Genomic DNA, 19354 nt, shown 5'->3' on the forward strand with positions numbered 1-19354 from the left:
GGAGGGCATGGGCACCCGTTGCGCGCCACCAAACACCGGAAAAATGCAGCGGGTTGACGGCTACCGTGACGGGCCGAGGAAGGTCGGAGGAGCGCCGGTCAGCGCAGTGGCGGAGCGAGCGTTGACCGGCGCTTCGCTGGAGACGGCGCGGCTGCGCGTAGCGGCTGAGTAGGTGTCGAACACGCTGCACACGAGGGGGCCACGCGCGTCGTACGGTCGCGTCGGGGTGCCCCCGTCCGCGCACGAAGAAGGCGGGCCACCCCTGCGCGGGGTGGCCCGCCTTCGCCTCCGGCGCGAAGAGGCCAAAGTCACCTGCCGCCGGCCGGGACGTCAGTGGCCGTGTCCACCCTGGTGGTTGCCACCGTGGCGGTCACCGCCGTGGTGCCGACGGTCGTCGCCACGGTGGTGGTGCCCCCAGGAGACCTTGTCCACGAAACGGCCGTGGTTGTTGCGCAGGGTGGCGGAGTCGGAACCCTTGTCCCACACGTGCGTGTGTCGGTCCTGGTAGAGGTTGAACCGGGTGTTGCGGCCGGTGCCGGTGTGAACGCGGACGGTCGAGCGGCCGTGCAGCCGTACGTGGTGGAAGGTGTAGGTGTGGCCGTCCTCGTCCGAGAGGGTCCAGCCGTTCAGGTTCACGGCCCGACGAGTGCTGTTGGTGATGTCCACCCACTCCTTGTTCAGTGAGCGGTTGGAACGGTTTTCCCGGCCCCGGGAATCGTGGTGCACACCACTGATGAACACGGCGCTGTGGCGCGAACGGCCGTGGTCGTGGTCGGCTGCCGCGGCCGGGAGCGTCGTGGCGCCAACGGCAACGGCAGCTACGCCCGCGACGGCGGTCCAGCGGCGGACGGAAGAAGAAACGGACACGAGGTCCCCCTTCATCAAGGGCGTCAAGAGTGCTCGCACACCCGGCAGACCGCGGCATCGAACGGCGGACCACCAGGCGCGTTGTGCTGGGGTGAGGCCGGTTGGCCACACGTCCTCACCCTGCAACCCACGCCCGTCCCCATGGAGGCAACACGAAGGCCATTACCGTTCCATCGCATTCCCATGACTCTCACGTGTAATAGCCATGTATGTGGCGCATGCACGGTGTTGACAGAATTCGACAGGCCCGTGCGCTGGAATCTCGGCCCCAAGGCAATTGTCCGCCAGCGCCCGCCACCCCACCCGCGCTGACGCGTTCACCCGAAAGTGAGTAACAGGCCTTTACACCAGTCGGGCGATGGGCGGGCGCCGTGAACGTCGCGATCGACGGTTCCGGGTAGCGCCGACTCGCTCCTACTCGGTCCGGGACCGGGTGGAACGGCCGCGCAGGAGGGCGAACATCCCCGCGGCCAACCCCAGCACGCCCACGACCAGACCGGCGACACCGAGACCGCGGGCGGTCGAGTCGGCGGCCGAGTCGGCCGAGCCTGCGGTCGAGGCAGCCGGAGCGGAGGCGTCGGAGCCCTTCACGCCCGTCGAGGCAGCGGTCGAGGAGCTGCCGTCCTCCCTCGCGGCCCTGGCCGTGAGCCTGACGGACGGCGCTGGGTTCTCCGGCTCGTCGCCGCCTTGGGCCTCCTCGATCCAGCGGACGATCGTGCCGTCGGAGTACGTCTGGAGGGTCTTGAAGGTGAGCTGGGCGGTGTCGTCGGGGAGCTGGCCGAAGGCGACGTTGAAGTCCTCGTACTGGCCGGGACCGATCTTGCCGCCGGTCCAGGTGATCTCGGAGACGGCGTCGGTGATGGTGCCGTCGTCGGTCTTGACCGGCGTCTTGAGCTTGGTACGGGTGACCTTGGCGGTCCAGCCGTCCTGCGGGGAGACGAGGACGCCGAGGACGGGGTGGTCGGTGGGCAGGTAGACCTGGACCTTGGTGGTGCTGGCCTTGCCCTTCTCGTTCGGGACGCGGAAGGCCAGGACGCCGTCCGTGGCGCCCTTGGCGTAGCTGTCGGGGTGGACGGTGACGTGCGCGGAAGCCGCTCCGGCGGCGGTGAGGACACCGGCGGTGGTCATCGCGGCGACAAGCCCGGCACGACGCAGGGTGGCGCGGTTGGGGGACATAGGGAACGGATCTCCATCCTGAGGAAGGATTGCGGGTTGCAGGGAACGGGAGGCGGCCGACCGGGGCGGCCCTGCCAGATAGCCGGGCTGCCGGTGGTCCGGGCTGCCGGCCCGGATCGTCCGGCGACCAGGGCAAAAGTGCTCACCTGGCATCCGCCCTTCCTGGAATCAGGCAGGCGGGGTGGGCAGCAGGGCGGAACCAGTAACGGACGGAGGACGGACGGCCGGCCGGGGCGCGGGAGCGCACGAGCGGTCCCGAGGCGGAGATCCCTCCGTGCGACGGATCCGGATGCGGCCCTGGGAAACCGGCTGTGTCAGACGGCAGCGGTTCCGGCAGCAGGCGGTCCCCGAGAAGTGATCGCGTAGGCGAGGAAGAGGCGGTGCGGTACGCGGCCCGAGCCGGCTCGGTGAACACGGAGGCGTGGCCGATGCGGCGGTACGGGCAGCCGGAGGAGCAACCGCAGGGGTGCAACGAGCCAGCCGGCCAGCGCGCGCAGGATGCGGAACGCGGCACGTTCACCGCAGGCGAGCCACAGACCGCTCAGCACCGCGGCCAGCAGGTGGGCGGCGAGCATGCCGGTCGAGGACGCGCCGCCGATGCCGTGCCCCATGGGGCCCATGGGACCCACGAACATCGTCGGGGCGCCCTGGGCCGTACCCGGCCCGGACGACGAACGGCACAGGAGATGGTCGAGCCACTGCTGGGCGAGCGACCTCCCGCCCAACGGCGCCGGGTGCACGACGAGGGCTTGGGCGAGGGAGAACGACGCGTGAAGCCCGGTCTGGGCAGTCACCGCGACGGAGACGACGAGCAGTGGTCCGCGTTCCCGGCCGGCCAGCCACCAGGCCGTACCGCCCGTCGCCGCGATGCCCGCAGCCAGCGCCCACCAGGGCACCTCAGCCCCCGACATCATGGTGTGCCCGAGGGCGGCGAGCAGCACGCAGACGGCCGCGAACACTGCGGCCCGTACCGTGCGAGCACACCACCCCACCGTCATTGCGTCCTCATCGTCGCATCCGTGCTGCCGCGATCGCTCGGGGGTACGGAATCCGGGCTGACACCTCCTCAACCAGGCATGCGTGACCCACGTCACCCCCTCGATCCCCGCCCTCGACGGCCATCCCAGGTCCGGCGGGTTCCCGATCCCTTCGCGAAGACCGAAGCATCGGGAGCGGGCAACGGAGCACGAGAGCACGCGAGCCGGTCAGCACGCCCCCGGCACGCCGTCGAAGCGCGCGTCCGCCCGCGCCGCGCCGGGTAAGAGTCGCCCGTCCGCGCCGGACGCCGGAAGGGGCGGGGAGCGGTGCCGGGCGGCTTCGCGAGAGGAGAGCGTGGGCGTGCAACCGGGTGGCGAGCACATGCACGGGGCGATGGGAACGATGGACATGCCGCTGCTGCCGCAGTGGCTGCGCATCTGCTGGGCGGCGGCTTACGGGGGCGTGGTGGTGCTGCACCTGTGGCATGCCTGGTCGATGGCCGGCCAGCGCCGCTGGTGGCACACCGGGCACACGGTGATGGCACTGGGCATGTTGCTGATGTACGTGGTGCCTCGCGGTGGCCACGACGGCCCGTACCGCGCGGGGACGGCGGTGTTCGGCCTCCTGGCGGTGGCCATCGCCGTCGTCACGGTGGCGCTGAGCCTGCGTGAGGGTGTCCTCAACGCGCTGTGGGTGGCCTCGGCGGTGGACATGGCAGCCATGGCCTACATGCTGCTACCCGCCCATACCCGTCCCAGCGCGGTCAGTTGGGTGTTCGTGGTCTATCTGGCCGGCCAGACCCTGGCCTGGACGGCCGGGGTCTGGGCACGCATCCCGACCCTGCGCACACCGGTCACGGCACCAACCGTCACACCGGCCCCCGCACCGGTCACCACATCAGCCCCCGGGGCCATGCCGCTTCCGGCGCCCGCGGGCAGCGGCCATAGCGGTAGCGGTAGCGGTAGCGGTAGCGGTAGCGGTAGCGGTAGCGGTAGCGGTAGCGGTAGCGGTAGCGGTAGCGGTAGCGGGGGGTAGCGGTAGCGGTAGCGGTAGCGGTAGCGGTAGCGGTAGCGGTAGCGGTAGCGGTAGCGGTAGCGGTAGCGGTAGCGGTAGCGGTAGCGGTAGCGGTAGCGGTAGCGGTAGCGGTAGCGGTAGCGGTAGCGGTAGCGGTAGCGGTAGCGGTAGCGGTAGCGGTAGCGGTAGCGGTAGCGGGGTAGCGGTAGCGGTAGCGGTAGCGGTAGCGGTAGCGGTAGCGGTAGCGGTAGCGGTAGCGGTAGCGGTAGCGGGGTAGCGGTAGCGGTAGCGGTAGCGGTAGCGGTAGCGGTAGCGGTAGCGGTAGCGGTAGCGGTAGCGGTAGCGGTAGCGGTAGCGGGGTAGCGGTAGCGGTAGCAGCGCAGTATCCGACCCGGGTGGCAGATCTGGCGGGGGGTTGCGCCCGGGGGGCGGCCTGGTGGCAGACGGCTCACCCGGCATCCGTATCAGTCTGGCCGTCATGGCCGCGGGCATGGCGTACATGCTGGCCGTGATGTGACCGTGGCCCGATCCGAGGCAGCCACCTGGTCACGGAGAGCCCGTGGGCGGCTTCCCCGGAGGAGGAATCCCAACCGGCAGGTCCGTTTCACGCGGGCCGGTGCGCTATCAGCTCCTCCCTCTCTCCCCTTGTCCGCTCCTCCCCCCTTACCCCTTTCGAGGTCGCCCGTTGGCGCGTGACTCACAGCGGTACGACGATGATGCGGGGCACTCGTCGCCGCGGACGGCACGTCGACGGGGTCCGCCTCAAGCGTCGGCTGCTCCATGCAGCAGGAGGCGGTATGAGCACACTTGAGCTGACGGTGCAGGCGACCATCGCCATGATCCTGCTGGTCGATCCGTTCATCCGCGCCATCTTCTTCCGCCTGATGACCGAGCACGAGCCCGAACGGCGACGCGAGTACGTCCGTCGCATCATGCTGACCGTTACGATCGCCCTGGGTGGTGCGGCGCTCGTCGGCCGAGAGGTGCTCGATCTCATCGGCATCGACCTCGGAGCCTTCGGCCTGGCAGGCGGACTCGTACTCGCCCTGATGGGGTTCGAGATGCTCTTCGGCGGCCAGCAGCCTCGTGCGCAGGGGGGTGCCTCGGCTCATGCGGAACCGGCGCTGGAGTCGGCCGAGGGCTCGATCGTCGTGCCGTACGCCATCCCCTTCATGGCGGGCCCGGGCGCGATCACCACGGTGATCACCATCGCCTCTACCGGAAGTGGATGGTCCGGACCCGTCGCCGCGCTCATCGCCGTGGGCATCACGGTGGCCCTGATCCCCGTGGGACACCTGCTGCTGGTCAACAAGATGAACATGACACCGCAGACCATGTCCATCATGACGCGTTTCGGCGGGCTGTTCGTCGCCACGATCGGTGTCCAGCTCATGCTCGGCGGGATCAAGTCGTACTTCGGCATCACATGAGCCGCGGGTGTTGCAGCGGGAGCGGCGACCCGGTCATGCGCAGGCAGTCGACGCGACTGCTTCAGACCGCAGCGGGTCCTCACATCACCTTGCGGGTGTCGCCGTTCGACCAGGGCGAGCACGACGCAGGGGCGGATCTCTGGATGGGCGGCCTGCACAGCCGAGTTGGAGGACCGCCCGCGCCGCGTCCGAGTCGGCCAGGGCCCGGTCGCGGCCCGTCTTGCGGAGCCGCCGGTCCCTCGTGGACGAGGGGTCGGCGGACCACTGGCCTCCCCAAAGGACCGGGCGAAAGAACTACCCGCCCACCCACCCTCCCGGCCTGCGTCACCCGTCCGGGTGACCGGCTTGCAGCGGCGGGACACCGACGGTTACGTTCGCCGCGACAACCGCAAACAGATGCAGACGAAGACAGCCCCCGGCCGGGACTGGCATCCCGATCGAGGGCCTGAGCGATCAGGAAGCAGGACCTTCCCGATGGCTGACCCGCAGTCTAACGCGCGCCTGCGCCCCGGTGCCGGAGCTCCGACCTCCGGCGTGATCCACGTACGCACCCGGCTCACCGCCGACTTCACCGTGCTCTCCAACGCCCTCGCGCAGCGGCGCGGCAGCGCGGTCACGGTCGGTGTCGCGGCGTACATCGCCTCGCTGCCCGACGGCACCCCGGTGAGCATCACCGCCCTGTGCAAACACTTCGCCGAGGGCGAGATCCTGATCTCCCGAGCGCTGAGGGAGCTCGAAACAGCCGGGTACCTGGAACGCCGCCGCGAGCGGCTGCCCACCGGGCAGGTCCGTACCCGGACGTACTTCTACGACGCGCCCGGCGACGCACCGGCCCCGAGCGGGCCTCCAAAACCGCCGGCACCGCCGCAGCCGCCCCGGCGCCGGAGGTCGCCCGCGGCGGCGGAGGCACCACGGCACCCGCTCGCGACCACGACCACTGAAACGGCGCCAGTACCTGCCCCTGCACCCACACCTGTACCGGCCCCCGCACCCACACCTGTACCTGTACCGGCCCCCGCACCCGCACCCGCACCCACACCCACCGGAGAACGGACGAACGAACCGGTGTCGCTCGGCGACGCCGACCCGCAGGCGGTCGCCGTGCTGGTCTCGCTCCGCCGAGTCGATCCCCGTCTGGTGCTCTCCGAGCGGGAGGCCGTGCGTCTGGCGCCGGCCGTCGCCGAGTGGCTCGCGGCCGGTGTCACGCCTTGCCAGATCACCGCGCAACTCACCACCCGGCTGCCCGACCGCTTCCTGACCCGCCCGGCGGGCATCCTGGCCTTCCGCCTCCGGGAAACACCGCTGCCCGCGCCGCCACGTACGCCCTCCGAGGACACGACACAGCCGGCGGCACAGCCCTTGCGGAACTGCGACGGCTGCGACCGCGCCTTCCGCGGACCCGCGCTGGGACGCTGCCGGGAGTGCCGGGCCCGGGAAGCCCGCGAACGCCTCCGCACGGCCATCTGATCCGAGGAACCGCTCCGCACGGCCGTCTGACCCGGGGCCGCCCACCGGACCGTCTGTTCCGGAGGCCGCCTGCGTGCGGCCGTCCGCGGTGGGCCGGGGCGGGAGTCCAGGGGCGAAGGGGGACGAACGGCCCCTGCCAGCGGGGCGGGTGAGGACGCAGGCTGGGAGGCGAGTCGACGCCGCCGATCCCCTCGTCCGGGAGACGGGTAGCAGATATGAACGGCCAGGCCACGGACGCGGCTGAGGAGACGCGGGTACTGGTCGTGGAGGACGACCGCGGTATCGCGGACGCCCTGGTGCGCGGTCTGCGGCAGGCCGGCTACACCGTCGACGGGGTCCGGACCGGGCGTGCCGCGCTCACGGCATCCTCACCCGACGTGGTGCTGCTCGATCTGGGGCTGCCCGACATCGACGGCATCGAGGTGTGCCGCAGGCTGCGCGCGCGGTCGGACGCCGCGATCATCGTCGTGACCGCGCGCGGCGAGGAGGCGGACCGGGTGGTGGCCCTGGACGAGGGCGCCGACGACTACCTGGTCAAACCGTTCGGGCTGGCCGAACTACTCGCCCGGATCCGGGCCGTGCTGCGCCGGCGGCGCCCGGCGGAGCCGGAGGTCCTGCGGCACGGGCCGCTGGCGCTCGACCTGCGCACCCGGCAGGTCTCGGTCGACGGACACCCGGTGACGCTGACGCCCAAGGAGTTCGGCGTTCTGGAGTGCCTGGCCGCCGATCCGGGCCGCGTGGTGAGCCGCAGGCAGATCCTGGAGCGGGCCTGGGACGCCCACTGGTACGGACCCACGAAGGTACTGGACGTGCACGTCGCCGCGCTGCGCCGCAAACTCAGCGTGCCGGGCCTGATCGAAACGGTCTACGGGCACGGCTTCCGGCTCGGGCCGGTCGAGGGGTCCCGGGAGCGGTCGTGAGCCGCCGGATCGTCTGGACGCTGGTGATCCTGACCTCCGTGCTGCTGGTCCTGGCGGTCGTGCCGCTCGCGGTGTCGATGACGGCACGCGAGCGCGTCGCCTACCGCGACAACCAGCGGGCCGCCACCCGGGTGATCGCCGCGGCGGCCGAGGAACACCTCTCCGACGGCAAACCGGAGACCGCCATGCGCCGGGAGCTGGACGCTGCCGCCCGGGCGGGGGACTGTGCAGCCGTGTACGACGCCTCCGCACGGCTGGTGGCCAGTACCCCCTGTACGGCGGCTCAGGGAAACGAGGCCGAGGAGCTGGCAGAGGAGGTGCTGGCCGGGCACGAGCCGGAGCCGCCGGAGAACGAGGGGCGGCTGCTGGCCGCGGAACCGGCCGGTGAGGTGCGCCAGCCGGCCGGCGCGGTCGTCCTGGCCCGCTCCGCGGCTCCGCTGAACGACCGCATCGCCGCGATCTGGGGCTGGTCCGCCGCGATCGGCGCGGCCGGGCTGGCCGCCTCCGTGCTGCTGTCCGTCCGCCTGGCCCACTGGGTCAGCCGCCCCCTGTCCACGCTGGACGCCTCCGCCCGAAGGCTGGGCGAGGGCGCCCTGGACGAGCGGGCCGACATCGGGGGCGGACCGCCGGAGGTACGCCGGCTGGCGGCCACCTTCAACACCATGGCGGCCCGTACGGAGGCCCTGGTGCACGGCCACCGGGCGGTACTCGCGGACGTGTCCCACCAGCTGCGCACCCCGTTGGCCGCGTTGCGGCTGCGGCTCGACCTGCTGGGCGCCGGTGCCGAGGGCGACGCGGCCACCGAACTGGCCGCCGCCCAGGAGGAGACCGCCCGGCTCTCCCGGCTGGTCGACGGTCTGCTGGCCGTGGCACGCGCCGAACAGGCGACACCCCGTCCGACGGCCGTCCGGGTCGACGAGGTGGCGGCCGAGCGGGTGGCCGCGTGGTCGCCGGTGGCCGAGGAGCGCGGCGTACGGCTGTCTTCCGGGTCCGACGGGCCCGTGCTGAGCGTCGCGCTGGGCGCGGGCCATCTGGAGCAGATCCTCGACAACCTCATCGCCAATGCCGTGGACGCCGTGCCCGCGGGCGGGACGGTGACGGTCGAGCACCGCGCCACGGGCCCCTCGGCCCGGGTGGTCGTCATCGACGACGGTCCCGGCATGTCCGACGAGGCGAAGGCGGTCGCCTTCCGCCGGTTCGGCAACCCCGAGGCCAGGGGCACCGGCCTGGGACTGGCCATCGTCCACCGGCTGGTCACCGTCAACGGCGGTACGGCACGGCTGACGGACACCCCGGGCGGCGGGCTGACCGTCGTACTGGACCTGCCGCTGTGGCAAGGGCGCGGATCTTTACCGGATCTGAAGAAGTCCTGAGCGAGTTCCTGAGGGGCGGCGGCCCAAGCTGGAAGTGCACGCAGCCGACCCGGGCCGCCGACTCACCAGGAGCGCTGCCATGGCCCCCTCGCCCGACGACTTCGATCAGAACGTCTCCTCCGCCGGTTCTCCGGGCGCACGCGATCGCGGTCTGCGGCGCGGCCGTCATGTCACCCGGTGGATCGCCGTCACCGCTGTGGCCGGTGCCGCGGCCCTCGGCGGCTACTACACCCAGGCGCTGCCGGGCGGTTCGGCCTCCCCCGCGCCGGCCGGCCCACAATCCACGCAGCAGCCCGCGACCTCCGCCACGGGAGGGGACGACGCGGAGCACGGTGGGGGGAACGGCCACGAAGAGGGCGGGGACGACGGCGAGGGCACGGGCTCCGCGGCACAGCCGGCACCGCAGCCCCCCGCACAGCCGCCCGCCCCCACCCAGCAGCAGCCGCACACCACGACGGGGGCGTCATGACCACGCGCACTCCGGCCGCGTCCCCCGCCGAGATCGCGTTCCCGGCGCTCGGCACCACGGCGGCCCTGCTGGTGACCGACCCGCAGGCGCTGCCCACCGCGGAAGTCGTCCTGCGGGCGGAACTGGCTGCCGTCGACCGCACGTGCAGCCGGTTCCGCCCCGACTCCGAACTCACCCGGGTGAACCTGAGCGCCGGCACCCCGGTGACGGTCGGCGCGCTCTTCGCCGAGGCCGTCGAGGCCGCGCTGCACGCCGCGCGGCTCACCGACGGAGCCGTCGATCCGACCGTCGGCCGCGCGGTGGCTGCCGTGGGCTACGACCGCACCTTCGCCTCCCTCGCGCCCGACGACGCCCGGCCGCTGCCCGTGGCCCGCCCGGCGCCCGGCTGGCAGCGGATCGTCTGGAACCCGCGCACCCGGCGGCTGCGACTGCCCCCGGACACCCATCTCGACCTGGGCGCCACCGCGAAGGCCCACACCGCCGACCGTGCCGCCCGGCACATCGCCGAGGTCACCGGTACCGGTGTCCTGGTCAACCTCGGTGGCGACCTGACGGTGGCCGGACCGGTACCGGACGGCGGCTGGCGGATCGCCCTCGCCGACGACCATGCCGGGCCCGCCGCGGACCACGGGCCCGCCGTCGCCGTGACCGGCGGAGCCCTGGCGACCTCCGGCGTCCGGGTACGCACCTGGCGGCGCGCCGGACGCACGCTGCACCACATCATCGACCCGGCGACCGGCGAACCCGCCGTTCCCGTCTGGCGCACGGTCAGCGTCGCCGCCGCCACCTGCGTGGACGCCAATGCCGTGGGCACGGCCGCCATCGTGCTGGGCGACCGGGCGGTCGACTGGCTGCGCCGCATCGCCCTGCCCGTCCGGCTGGTCGGCCTCGACGGCCACGTCCAGTGTCTGGGCGGCTGGCCGCCCGACCCCCCGGAGGCCGCCGGAGGTGCCCGATGACGGCGCTGGCCCTCACCGGCAGCCCGCTGTGGTACGCCAGCCGTGCGGGCGGCACCCTCGCCCTGATCCTGCTCACCGCCACCGTGGTGCTCGGGATCACGTCCGGCGGGCGGGCCGCACCCGGCCGCGCGGGCCGGTTCGAGATCGGCCTGCTGCACCGCAATCTGTCCCTGCTCACCCTGGTGTTCCTCGCCGTGCACGTGGCGACCGCGGTGCTCGACCCGTTCGTGCACCTGGGATGGGCGGTGTCCGTGGTGCCGTTCGGGGCGTCGTACCGCCCGCTCTGGTTGGGTCTGGGCACGGCCGCGCTCGACCTGCTGCTCGCGGTGCTGGTCACCAGCGCACTACGGCGACGGCTGGGGGTCCGGCGCTGGAAGGCGGTGCACTGGCTGGCGTACGCGGCCTGGCCGCTCGCCCTCTTCCACGGCGTGGGAACCGGCACCGACACCCGGCTCCCGCTCCAGCTGTGGCTCTACGCCGGGTGCCTGGCCGCGGTGGTCGGGGCAGTGTGGTGGCGGCTGGCGAAGGCCGGACCGGGCCGGGTCGCCGGACGCCTGGCAGCCGCCATCGCCGCGGTCGCCGTACCCGTGGTGCTGACCATGTTCCTCACCTCCGGACCGCTCCAGCCCGGTTGGGCCCAGCGTGCTGCCGCCACGACGGTCCTGTTCGGGGGTGGACGATGAACCCGTCCGCCCGGTCACCCCTCGCGGCCGGCCCCAGCACACTCGGGCCGACCGGCCACTCCGCGCCCGTACCGCCCGGTCCGACCGCCCGGCTGCTGGCCGGCTGGTACGCCACTGGACGGCCGGCCGCCCTGCCCGATCACCTCCGGCGCTACGGGCCGCCCCCGTTCACCGGCCGACCGGCCGGGCCGCTGGTGCAGGCCGTCGAGGCGGCGGGACTCACCGGGCGCGGCGGCGCCGGATTCCCCACCGCGCGCAAGTTGCGCGCGGTCGCGGAACGCCGCGGCCGAGCCGTGGTCGTGGTCAACGCCATGGAGAGTGAACCGGCCAGCCGCAAGGACGAGTTCCTGCTCGCCGTCGCACCCCACCTCGTGCTCGACGGTGCCGTCCTGGCCGCGGACGCGGTCGGCGCCGACGTCGTCCACGTGTGCCTGCCCCGCACCCGTGCCGCCCAGTACCGGCAGCTCGCCGCCGCCCTGGACGAGCGCCGGCGGGCCCGGCTCGATCCCGTGCCGCTGCGGCTGCACGCCCTGCCGCACGCCTACGTCTCCAGCGAATCGACCTCGCTGGTGCGCTGGCTGAGCGGCGGCCCGGCCCGCCCGCAGGGCGGCCCCCCGCGCAGCCACGAACGCGGGGTCGCCCGGCGCCCCACCCTCGTGGACAACGCCGAGACCCTCGCCCACCTCGCCCTCATCGCCCGTCACGGACCCGGCTGGTTCCGGCAGGCGGGCCCCCGGGACGAACCCGGCACCACGCTCGTCACCGTCTCCGGCGCCGTCGCCGCCCCCGGCGTCCTGGAGGTCTCGCTCGGTACGCCGCTCGGCATGCTCCTCGACCACGCCGGCGGGGCCGCGGAGTCCCTGCGGGCGGTCCTGCTCGGCGGTTACGCCGGCACCTGGCTCCCCGCGGAATACCTGCGCACGCCGCTCGCCCGGCACGACCTGGCCGCACTGGGGGCCGCACCCGGGGCAGGCGTGCTCATCGCACTCCCGCAGTCGGCCTGCGGGCTGAGGGAGACGGCCCGGATGCTCGGCTATCTAGCCGCCCACAGCGCCCGCCAGTGCGGCCCCTGTCGCTTCGGGCTGCCGGCCGTGGCCGGGGACTTCGCGGCACTGGCCGCCGGACGGGCCGACCCGGACCTGCTGCCCCGCCTGCACCGCCGGACCGGTCTGCTGCCGGACCGGGGCGCCTGCCGCCACCCGGACGGCGCCGCTCGGCTCGCGGCCTCCGCGCTGCGCGTCTTCGCCGACGACGTCGGCCGGCACCTCACCCACGGCGCCTGCCCGGCCGCGCACCAGCCGCCCCTGCTCGCCGTACCGCCCGCCACACCTCCGGAGGCCTGGCGATGACCCGCACCCGGACCCTGCGCATCGACCGCATCGCCTGCACCGGCCGGGGTCTGTGCGCCGAACTGCTGCCCGAGCTGATCGGCCTCGACGAATGGGGCTACCCGGTGCTCAGGGGGCGGACCGTCCCCGACGAGTTGCGCGGCCACGCCCGCCGGGCCGTCGCAGCCTGCCCCCGGCTGGCCCTGCACACCGACGTCGAGCGACGGTGACACCCCGCTCAGCCGCGCCCCGCCACGGCGGATGCGGGCTGTCCGGCCCCAGGCCAGGGCCGGACAGCCCCTGCCGCCGGCACCGGGGGCCGCGATGTGCTGGACCGGAACCGGCCCGATGGGCACCGCACCGGACGGACCGAGGTGGGCCATGAAGCACCCGACCCACGCAGCGCGGGAAACCCGCCCTGCCTCGGCGGGCGGATCCGTACGGCTCGAACCGGTGCTGCTGGCCGTCACCGCGGCGGCCCTGACGGCCGGCGGTGGCGCCTGGCTCGCCGGCGCCGGCGACCTCGCGGACCTGTTCTGGGCTCTGGGCACGGTCTTCGCCGTGGTCCCCGCCGTGGGGTGGGTGATCGGGGCGCTGCGTCACGGGCGCGCGGGCGTGGACCTGATCGCCGTGTTGGCTCTCGTCGGCACCCTGGCCGTCCGCGAGTACCTGGCCGGTGCCCTGATCGCGCTGATGCTGGCCACCGGCCGCACGCTGGAAGCCGCCGCCCAGCGGCGCGCCTCGCACGACCTGCGCGCCCTGCTGGAGCACGCGCCCCGCTCGGCCCGCCGCCGCACCGGAACCACGGTGACCACGGTGCCGCTGTCCGAGGTCGCGGTCGGAGACCTGCTCGTCGTCGCCCCCGGCGAGGTGGTCCCCGTCGACGGCCGGGTCGAGAGCACCGCCGCCGTCCTGGACGAGTCCGTGCTCACCGGTGAGCCGCTCCACGTCGAGCGCCCCCGGGGCGAGGCGGTGCGCAGCGGTGTGATCAACGCCGGCGGTGCCTTCGAACTGCGTGCCACCGCGACCGAGCAGGACAGCACCTATGCCGGCATCGTGCGGTTGGCCCAACAGGCAGGGGCGGAGTCGGCACCCGTGGTACGGCTGGCCGACCGGTACGCCGCCTGGTTCCTTCCGCTGTCCCTGGCGGTGGCGGGGCTGGCCTGGCTGATCAGCGGCTCGGCGGTCCGGGCCGTCGCCGTCCTGGTCGTCGCCACGCCCTGTCCGCTGCTGCTGGCCGCCCCGGTCGCCATCGTCTCGGGCCTCTCCCGCGCCTCCCGTCTCGGCGTGGTCATCCGTGACGGCGGGGCGCTGGAGAACCTCGGTCGTGCCCGCACGCTCCTGCTGGACAAGACCGGCACACTCACCCGGGGCCGCCCGCGTGTCCTCGACGTCACCGCCGCCCCCGGCCACAAACCCGCGGAGGTCCTCCGGCTGGCGGCCTCTCTCGACCAGTACTCGCCGCACGTCCTGGCCCGGGCCATCGTCGACACCGCCCGGGAACGCAAGCTGGAACTGTCGGCCCCCTCCGGCGTCACGGAGGAACCCGGCCGGGGCGCCACCGGCACCGTGGACGGACAACAGGTCTCGGTCGGCCGCCTCGACCCCGGCGACGTACGGCCCGCCTGGGCCAGGGCGGTGGACAACCGTGCCCTGCTCGACGGCGCGGCCGTCGCCTGGCTCACCGTCGGCGGAGAGCCAGCCGGTGCGGTCCTGCTGCGCGACCCGCTGCGCCACGACGCCCCGCGTACCCTGCGCCATCTCCGCGCGGCGGGCATCGAACGGCTGCTGATGCTCACCGGCGACCGTGCCGCACCCGCCCGTGAGGTCGCCGCGGTCCTCGGCCTGGACGACGTACGCGCCGAACTCAGCCCGGCCGACAAGGTCGCCGCCGTGCGCACCGAACGCGAGCGTGCGGTCACCGTGATGGTCGGTGACGGCGTCAACGACGCACCCGCCCTGGCCGCCGCCGACGTCGGTGTGGCCATGGGCGCCCGCGGTTCCACCGCTTCCTCCGAGGCCGCCGACATCGTCCTGACCACCGACCGCGTAGACCGTCTGGCCGACGCGGTCACGATCGCCCAGCGCGCCCGCCGCATCGCCGTGCAGAGTGCCCTCGGCGGCATGCTGATGTCGTTGGCCGCCATGGCCGCGGCTGCCGTCGGCCTGCTCCCGCCCGCCGCCGGCGCCCTGCTCCAGGAGGGCATCGACGTCGCGGTCATCCTGAACGCGTTGCGTGCCCTGCGCGTCGGGCAGACCGCGCGCCCGGCCCTCACTCCGGCGGCCGAGGCGCTCATCCACCGCTTCGCGGCCGAACACGACGACCTCCAGGACGTCCTCGAAGCCGTACGCGACGCCGCCGACCGTCTCTCTGCCAGTCCGGGCCCCGATGCTCTGGCCGCCGTCGCGGAAACCCACCGGCTGCTGGCCGAGCGGCTGCTGCCGCACGAGTACGCCGAGGAACACCAGCTCTACCCGGCCCTCGCGCCCACCCTCGGCGGCCCCGAGGCCACCGCCACCATGAGTCGCGCCCACAGCGAGATCGAACGCCTCGCCCGGCGCATCGCCACCCACGTGGAGCTGGCCCGCGCAGACGGTGGTCTGGCCCCGGGGCAACTCGACGACCTGCGCTCCTGCCTCTACGGGCTCAACACCGTGCTGCGCCTGCACTTCACCCAGGAGGAGGAGAACTACTTCTCGCTGGCGCCGTGAGACCGCGTCCCGCCCTCGGCCGGCTCACCCAGGTGCTCGGCCAGCTGGAACAGCGCGGGCAGGGCGTCGGCGATGGCCGCCCGGGAGGCGTCGTCGAGGGCGGCGAGGGCGCCGTCAATGCGGTGTTCGTGGGCAGTGGTCCAGGCGGCGAGCTTCTCCCGGCCGGCTTCGGTGAGGGTGACGACGGAGGCACGGCGGTCGGCGGAGTCGACGTCCCGGGCGACCAGCCCAGCGTTGATCATCTGCCCGATCAGTCCGCTGACCGTGCTCGGGGCAAGGCGCCGGCGGGCTGCCAGGTCGCTGATCCGCGCGGGCGAGTGCTCACCGAGCACCTGCAGCAGTTCGACCTGTGCCATGGGGAGGGTCTCCCACGGATAGTCGGTGCGGATCGAGGAACGCAGTGCCCGGCGCAGCCGGGTGACGGCCTCGGTGAGCAGACGGGCCTCCGGCTCCTGCGCCGCGGGACCGGTGGAGGCCGAGGGGTCCTCGGTGCGGGGCTGCGCGGACATGGGGGCAAGGGTAGCCGGGGCGGCGACGGCGGAGGTCCCACCGTCCAGGGCGCGGACGGCCCGCCCCGCTGCACGCCCCGGCCGTACGTCCACGGCCTTGCGGCTCAGCTGTCCCGGTCGGCCACGGTGAGCGAGGCCAGCGCGGCGTCGAGGCGGCGGGTGGCCTCTTCGGCGACCGGTCGAAGGGCGTCGAGCCCGGTCAGGGTGACCATGGTGCCCGGGTCGAGGGCTTGTACGGCGGTGCGGTCGCCGTCGGTGCGCACGACGACGTTGCAGGGCAGCAGCAGGCCGATGGTGCGGTCGGCCTCCAGGGCGCGGTGAGCGAGCGGCGGGTTGCACGCGCCGAGGATGACGTAGTCCTCCATGTCCTGGTCGAGCTTGGCCTTGAGCGTGGCCGTGACGTCGATCTCGGTGAGGATGCCGAAGCCCTGTGCGGCCAGGGCGTCCCGGACCCGGGCCACGGCGGTGGCGAAGTCGGTGTCGAGGTGCACGGTGCGGTCGTAGCGCATGGCGGTGGCCCTTCTGATCGGCTGGCGCGGTACCGGAGCGGTATCCGGTTGTTCACGAAGTTCCCGGGGGACCCGAGAGGTGTTCCACAGAGATGTCCTCGGCCGATTCTGTCGTCTCGGAAATACCCCGGGGGGTACCCATGTTACTGTCGAATACATACCCCCGGGGGTAATTCTTCACCAGAAGGGAGTACCTCGTGTTCTTCGTCGACACGATCGAAGTGGCCGGGCTCGGCAACCGCAGCTACCTGGCGGGTGGCGAGCGGACAGCGGTGGCGATCGACCCACCGCGCGACATCGACCAGGTGATCGCGGCGGCGGCGCGGCGCGGGGTGCGGATATCCCACGTGGTCGAGACGCACGTGCACAACGACTACGTCACCGGCGGCCTGGAACTCGCCCGGGTCACGGGCGCCGACTACCTCGTCCCCGCCGGGGCCCGGGTTTCCTTCCCACGGACGTCCGTGCACGACGGCGACCGCGCCGAGATCGACGCCGCGGCCGGGCTGACCCTGCGCGCACTGGCGACGCCGGGGCACACTCCGCACCACACCTCGTACGCGCTGGAGGACAACGGCACCGCCGTCGCGGTGTTCACCGGCGGCTCCCTGCTGATCGGCACCGTCGGCCGGCCCGACCTGGTCGAGCCGCGGCTGACCGAGCACCTCGCCCGTGCCCAGTACGCCTCCGCACACCGGCTGGCCACCGAGCTGCCGGACGACACCGCAGTGCTGCCCACCCATGGTTTCGGCAGCTTCTGCTCCTCCAGCCAGGCCGAGGGCGAGTCCACCACCATCGGCAAGGAGAAGGCGTCCAACGACGCACTCACCCGTGACGTGGACGCCTTCGTCGCCGATCTGCTGGCCGGCCTGGACGACATTCCCGCGTACTACGCGCACATGGGCCCGGCCAATGCGACCGGCCCCGCGCCGGTCGACCTGACCCCGCCCGCCGTCGCCGACGCCCAGCAGATCGCCGCCCGGCTGGCCGCCGGGGAATGGGTGGTCGACCTGCGCAATCGAGTCGCCTTCGCCGAGGGGCACGTCGCGGGCTCGTTCAACTTCGAGGCGGAGGGGCAGCTGGCCACCTATCTGGCCTGGCTGATCCCGTGGGGCAAGCCGGTGACACTGCTGGCCGAGTCGGCGGAACAACTCGCCGACGCACAGCGCGAGCTGGTCCGGGTGGGCATCGACCGCCCCGCCGCCGCGGCCACTGGAGAACCCCGCGACTGGGCACGGGAGGGCGAGGCCCTCTCCTCCTTCCCCCGGGCCACCTTCGCCACCCTCGCGGAACGCATCCGGGACGGCGTCGTCGTGCTGGATGTGCGTCGCGCCTCCGAACGGTCGGCCGGCTTCATCGAAGGCTCGGTGCACATCCCCGTCCACGCGCTGCCCCGCCGCATCCACGAGGTGCCCGAAGGACAGGTGTGGGTCCACTGCGCCGGCGGCATGCGCGCCGCCATCGCCGCCTCCCTGCTGGACGCCGCGGGCCGCGACGTGGTCGCCGTGGACGACTCCTTCGACGCGGTCGGTCAGGCGGGGCTCGCCGTCCGGACCGACTGACAGCACACGCCCCGCGAACCCCGCGAACCCCGCGAACCCCGCGAACCCCGCGAACCCCGCGAACCCCGCGGACGCCGCGGACGCCGCGGACGCCGCGAGTTCCGCGCCGTGACCTCGCGCGCTGCGAGAACCGCAACACCTCCGCGAACTGCGAGAACTCCGAGAACTCCGAGAAGACGAACAGGAAGGAGAACCCCGATGAGCCTCTTCCGGCGCAGCAGGACCGGCTCCGAACGGGTGACCGCGCAGGATGCCGCGGCCCGCACCGGGCATGGCGGCGACGCCACGCTGCTCGACGTGCGTGAGCCCTATGAGTGGCAGGCGGGGCACGCTCCCGACGCCGTGCACGTACCCCTGTCGGCTCTGGCCGCGGGCGCCGGGCTGCCCGGCACAGCGCAGGCGCGGCCCGTAGTGGTGATCTGCCGCTCGGGCAACCGTTCCCGGCGGGCAGCCCGACTGCTGCAGGCCAGGGGCGTCGAAGCCGTCGACGTCATCGGTGGCATGCAGGACTGGGCCGCCGCCGGACTCCCGGTCGTCGACGCACGCGGCAGGAACGGATCCGTCGCGTGAGCGCTGTGATACTCGCCCTGCTCGCCGGTGCCGTCATCGGGCTGGCACTCGGCGGGCTCGGCGGCGGCGGCAGTGTCCTGGCCGTGCCCGCCCTGATCTACCTGCTGGGTTTCACCCCGGTCGCGGCCACCACCGCGAGCCTGGTCATCGTCACCGTCACCTCCGCGACAGCACTGTCCGCGCACGCCCGCGACGGTAACGTCCGTTGGCGTGCAGGGCTGCTGTTCGCGGCGGCGGGAATCGGTCCGGCGATGCTCGGCAGCGCGCTCGCCGGGCAACTGCCGGCGGCTTGGCTCACCGTGGCCTTCGCCCTGCTCGCGGGTGCTGCCTCGATACGCATGCTCCGACCCCGCCCAACGGCCGGCCCTGCCGCGCCGGTGCGGCCGGGCCGGGCGGCGGCGGCCGGCGCCGGACTGGGCGCGGTCACCGGCGTCCTCGGTGTCGGTGGTGGCTTCCTCGCCGTCCCCGCGCTGGTCAACGTCCTCGGTATGCGCATACGGGAAGCAGTGGGCACCAGCCTGCTGGTGATCACCGTCAACTCGGTGGCCGCCCTGGCCATGCGTGCCGGTACGGCCGACGGCCTGAACTGGGCCCTGATAGGCCCGTTCGCCGGTGCGGCGATCCTGGGCGCGTGGGACGGCAAGCGCCTGTCGGCGAAGCTGTCCGGGCAGACGCTGCAGCGGGTCTTCGCTCTGGTCCTCCTGGCGGTGGCCGGCTTCATGCTGGTCGACACGGTGGCCTGATGGACGCCCGAGCACCAGAAGCCGCGGTGAACACCCGAATGCCGCGAGCCACCGTCAGCATCCGGGAGCCGGAGGTCCGCCCGGC

The 19354-nt window shown here is 73.4% G+C and carries 19 protein-coding genes and 1 pseudogene; 15 read left to right on the plus strand and 5 right to left on the minus strand.

The window, feature by feature from the left end; all coding sequences use genetic code 11:
* Nucleotides 1–330 precede the first annotated feature (330 nt).
* The 3 genes from LK06_RS14315 to LK06_RS14325 all read right to left on the minus strand — a co-directional run bounded on the left by LK06_RS14315 (nucleotide 331) and on the right by LK06_RS14325 (nucleotide 3041).
* Complete coding sequence (locus LK06_RS14315) at nucleotides 331–867, minus strand: lamin tail domain-containing protein (RefSeq protein WP_039650583.1); 537 nt, start codon at nucleotides 865–867, stop codon at nucleotides 331–333.
* Nucleotides 868–1281: 414 nt separating this feature from the next.
* On the minus strand, nucleotides 1282–2043 hold the full coding sequence (locus LK06_RS14320) for a YcnI family copper-binding membrane protein (RefSeq protein ID WP_043432041.1): 762 nt from the start codon (nucleotides 2041–2043) through the stop codon (nucleotides 1282–1284).
* A 314-nt stretch (nucleotides 2044–2357) separates the two neighbouring features.
* The gene (locus LK06_RS14325; RefSeq protein WP_039650434.1) at nucleotides 2358–3041 is read right to left on the minus strand and encodes a hypothetical protein; all 684 of its coding nucleotides are present in this window, start codon (nucleotides 3039–3041) and stop codon (nucleotides 2358–2360) included.
* Nucleotides 3042–3375: 334 nt separating this feature from the next.
* Here LK06_RS14325 and LK06_RS14330 point away from each other — a divergent pair, with 334 nt between their 5' ends.
* The 12 genes and pseudogenes from LK06_RS14330 (at nucleotide 3376) to LK06_RS14385 (ending at nucleotide 15376) form a co-directional block, all read left to right on the plus strand.
* Nucleotides 3376–4056: a DUF5134 domain-containing protein gene (locus LK06_RS14330; protein WP_174673874.1), complete on the plus strand. Its 681-nt coding sequence runs from the start codon at nucleotides 3376–3378 to the stop codon at nucleotides 4054–4056.
* A gap of 776 nt (nucleotides 4057–4832) precedes the next feature.
* On the plus strand, nucleotides 4833–5465 hold the full coding sequence (locus LK06_RS14340; RefSeq protein WP_039650437.1) for a MarC family protein: 633 nt from the start codon (nucleotides 4833–4835) through the stop codon (nucleotides 5463–5465).
* A pseudogene (locus tag LK06_RS35055) lies at nucleotides 5435–5914 on the plus strand (Scr1 family TA system antitoxin-like transcriptional regulator); the annotation flags it as partial. The gene LK06_RS14340 and the pseudogene LK06_RS35055, both read left to right, overlap by 31 nt.
* 25 nt (nucleotides 5915–5939) lie before the next feature.
* A complete protein-coding gene (locus LK06_RS14345; RefSeq protein WP_063891023.1) occupies nucleotides 5940–6932 on the plus strand; it encodes a hypothetical protein in 993 nt (330 codons plus the stop codon).
* Between the two features lie 215 nt (nucleotides 6933–7147).
* On the plus strand, nucleotides 7148–7852 hold the full coding sequence (locus tag LK06_RS14350) for a response regulator transcription factor (RefSeq protein ID WP_052269819.1): 705 nt from the start codon (nucleotides 7148–7150) through the stop codon (nucleotides 7850–7852).
* Entirely contained in the window at nucleotides 7849–9225 is a 1377-nt protein-coding gene (locus LK06_RS14355) for a sensor histidine kinase (protein ID WP_039650439.1), read from the plus strand. Before LK06_RS14350 ends, LK06_RS14355 begins: the two co-directional genes overlap by 4 nt.
* 79 nt (nucleotides 9226–9304) lie before the next feature.
* Nucleotides 9305–9694 (plus strand): hypothetical protein, encoded by a 390-nt coding sequence (locus LK06_RS14360; RefSeq protein ID WP_039650441.1) that lies wholly within the window; start codon nucleotides 9305–9307, stop codon nucleotides 9692–9694.
* Entirely contained in the window at nucleotides 9691–10653 is a 963-nt protein-coding gene (locus tag LK06_RS14365) for an FAD:protein FMN transferase (protein WP_052318840.1), read from the plus strand. Before LK06_RS14360 ends, LK06_RS14365 begins: the two co-directional genes overlap by 4 nt.
* The gene (locus LK06_RS14370) at nucleotides 10650–11336 is read left to right on the plus strand and encodes a ferric reductase-like transmembrane domain-containing protein (RefSeq protein ID WP_043432321.1); all 687 of its coding nucleotides are present in this window, start codon (nucleotides 10650–10652) and stop codon (nucleotides 11334–11336) included. The genes LK06_RS14365 and LK06_RS14370 overlap by 4 nt, the downstream gene beginning before the upstream one ends.
* On the plus strand, nucleotides 11333–12685 hold the full coding sequence (locus LK06_RS14375; protein ID WP_043432322.1) for an NADH-ubiquinone oxidoreductase-F iron-sulfur binding region domain-containing protein: 1353 nt from the start codon (nucleotides 11333–11335) through the stop codon (nucleotides 12683–12685). The genes LK06_RS14370 and LK06_RS14375 overlap by 4 nt, the downstream gene beginning before the upstream one ends.
* Complete coding sequence (locus tag LK06_RS14380) at nucleotides 12682–12894, plus strand: ferredoxin (protein WP_039650447.1); 213 nt, start codon at nucleotides 12682–12684, stop codon at nucleotides 12892–12894. The genes LK06_RS14375 and LK06_RS14380 overlap by 4 nt, the downstream gene beginning before the upstream one ends.
* A gap of 151 nt (nucleotides 12895–13045) precedes the next feature.
* Nucleotides 13046–15376 carry a heavy metal translocating P-type ATPase gene (locus LK06_RS14385; protein WP_086083690.1) on the plus strand — a complete coding sequence of 777 codons (2331 nt, stop codon included), beginning with the start codon at nucleotides 13046–13048 and terminating at the stop codon, nucleotides 15374–15376.
* Here the strand turns inward: LK06_RS14385 and LK06_RS14390 are convergent.
* The gene (locus tag LK06_RS14390) at nucleotides 15355–15885 is read right to left on the minus strand and encodes a MarR family winged helix-turn-helix transcriptional regulator (protein WP_039650604.1); all 531 of its coding nucleotides are present in this window, start codon (nucleotides 15883–15885) and stop codon (nucleotides 15355–15357) included. The two genes, LK06_RS14385 and LK06_RS14390, sit on opposite strands and share 22 nt — an antisense overlap.
* Before the next feature lie 104 nt (nucleotides 15886–15989).
* Nucleotides 15990–16394 carry a DUF302 domain-containing protein gene (locus tag LK06_RS14395; RefSeq protein ID WP_039650449.1) on the minus strand — a complete coding sequence of 135 codons (405 nt, stop codon included), beginning with the start codon at nucleotides 16392–16394 and terminating at the stop codon, nucleotides 15990–15992.
* Between the two features lie 197 nt (nucleotides 16395–16591).
* On the opposite strand from LK06_RS14395, the gene LK06_RS14400 reads away from it, so the two are divergent.
* The 3 genes from LK06_RS14400 (at nucleotide 16592) to LK06_RS14410 (ending at nucleotide 19269) form a co-directional block, all read left to right on the plus strand.
* Nucleotides 16592–17956, plus strand: a complete 1365-nt coding sequence (locus LK06_RS14400) for an MBL fold metallo-hydrolase (RefSeq protein ID WP_043410133.1) — start codon at nucleotides 16592–16594, stop codon at nucleotides 17954–17956.
* A gap of 198 nt (nucleotides 17957–18154) precedes the next feature.
* Nucleotides 18155–18526, plus strand: a complete 372-nt coding sequence (locus tag LK06_RS14405) for a rhodanese-like domain-containing protein (protein ID WP_039650454.1) — start codon at nucleotides 18155–18157, stop codon at nucleotides 18524–18526.
* Nucleotides 18523–19269, plus strand: coding sequence for a sulfite exporter TauE/SafE family protein (locus tag LK06_RS14410; protein WP_039650456.1), 747 nt, complete (start codon nucleotides 18523–18525; stop codon nucleotides 19267–19269). Before LK06_RS14405 ends, LK06_RS14410 begins: the two co-directional genes overlap by 4 nt.
* Nucleotides 19270–19354: the final 85 nt, after the last annotated feature.

Source organism: Streptomyces pluripotens, assembly GCF_000802245.2.
GTDB classification, from domain to species: Bacteria; Actinomycetota; Actinomycetes; order Streptomycetales; family Streptomycetaceae; genus Streptomyces; species Streptomyces pluripotens.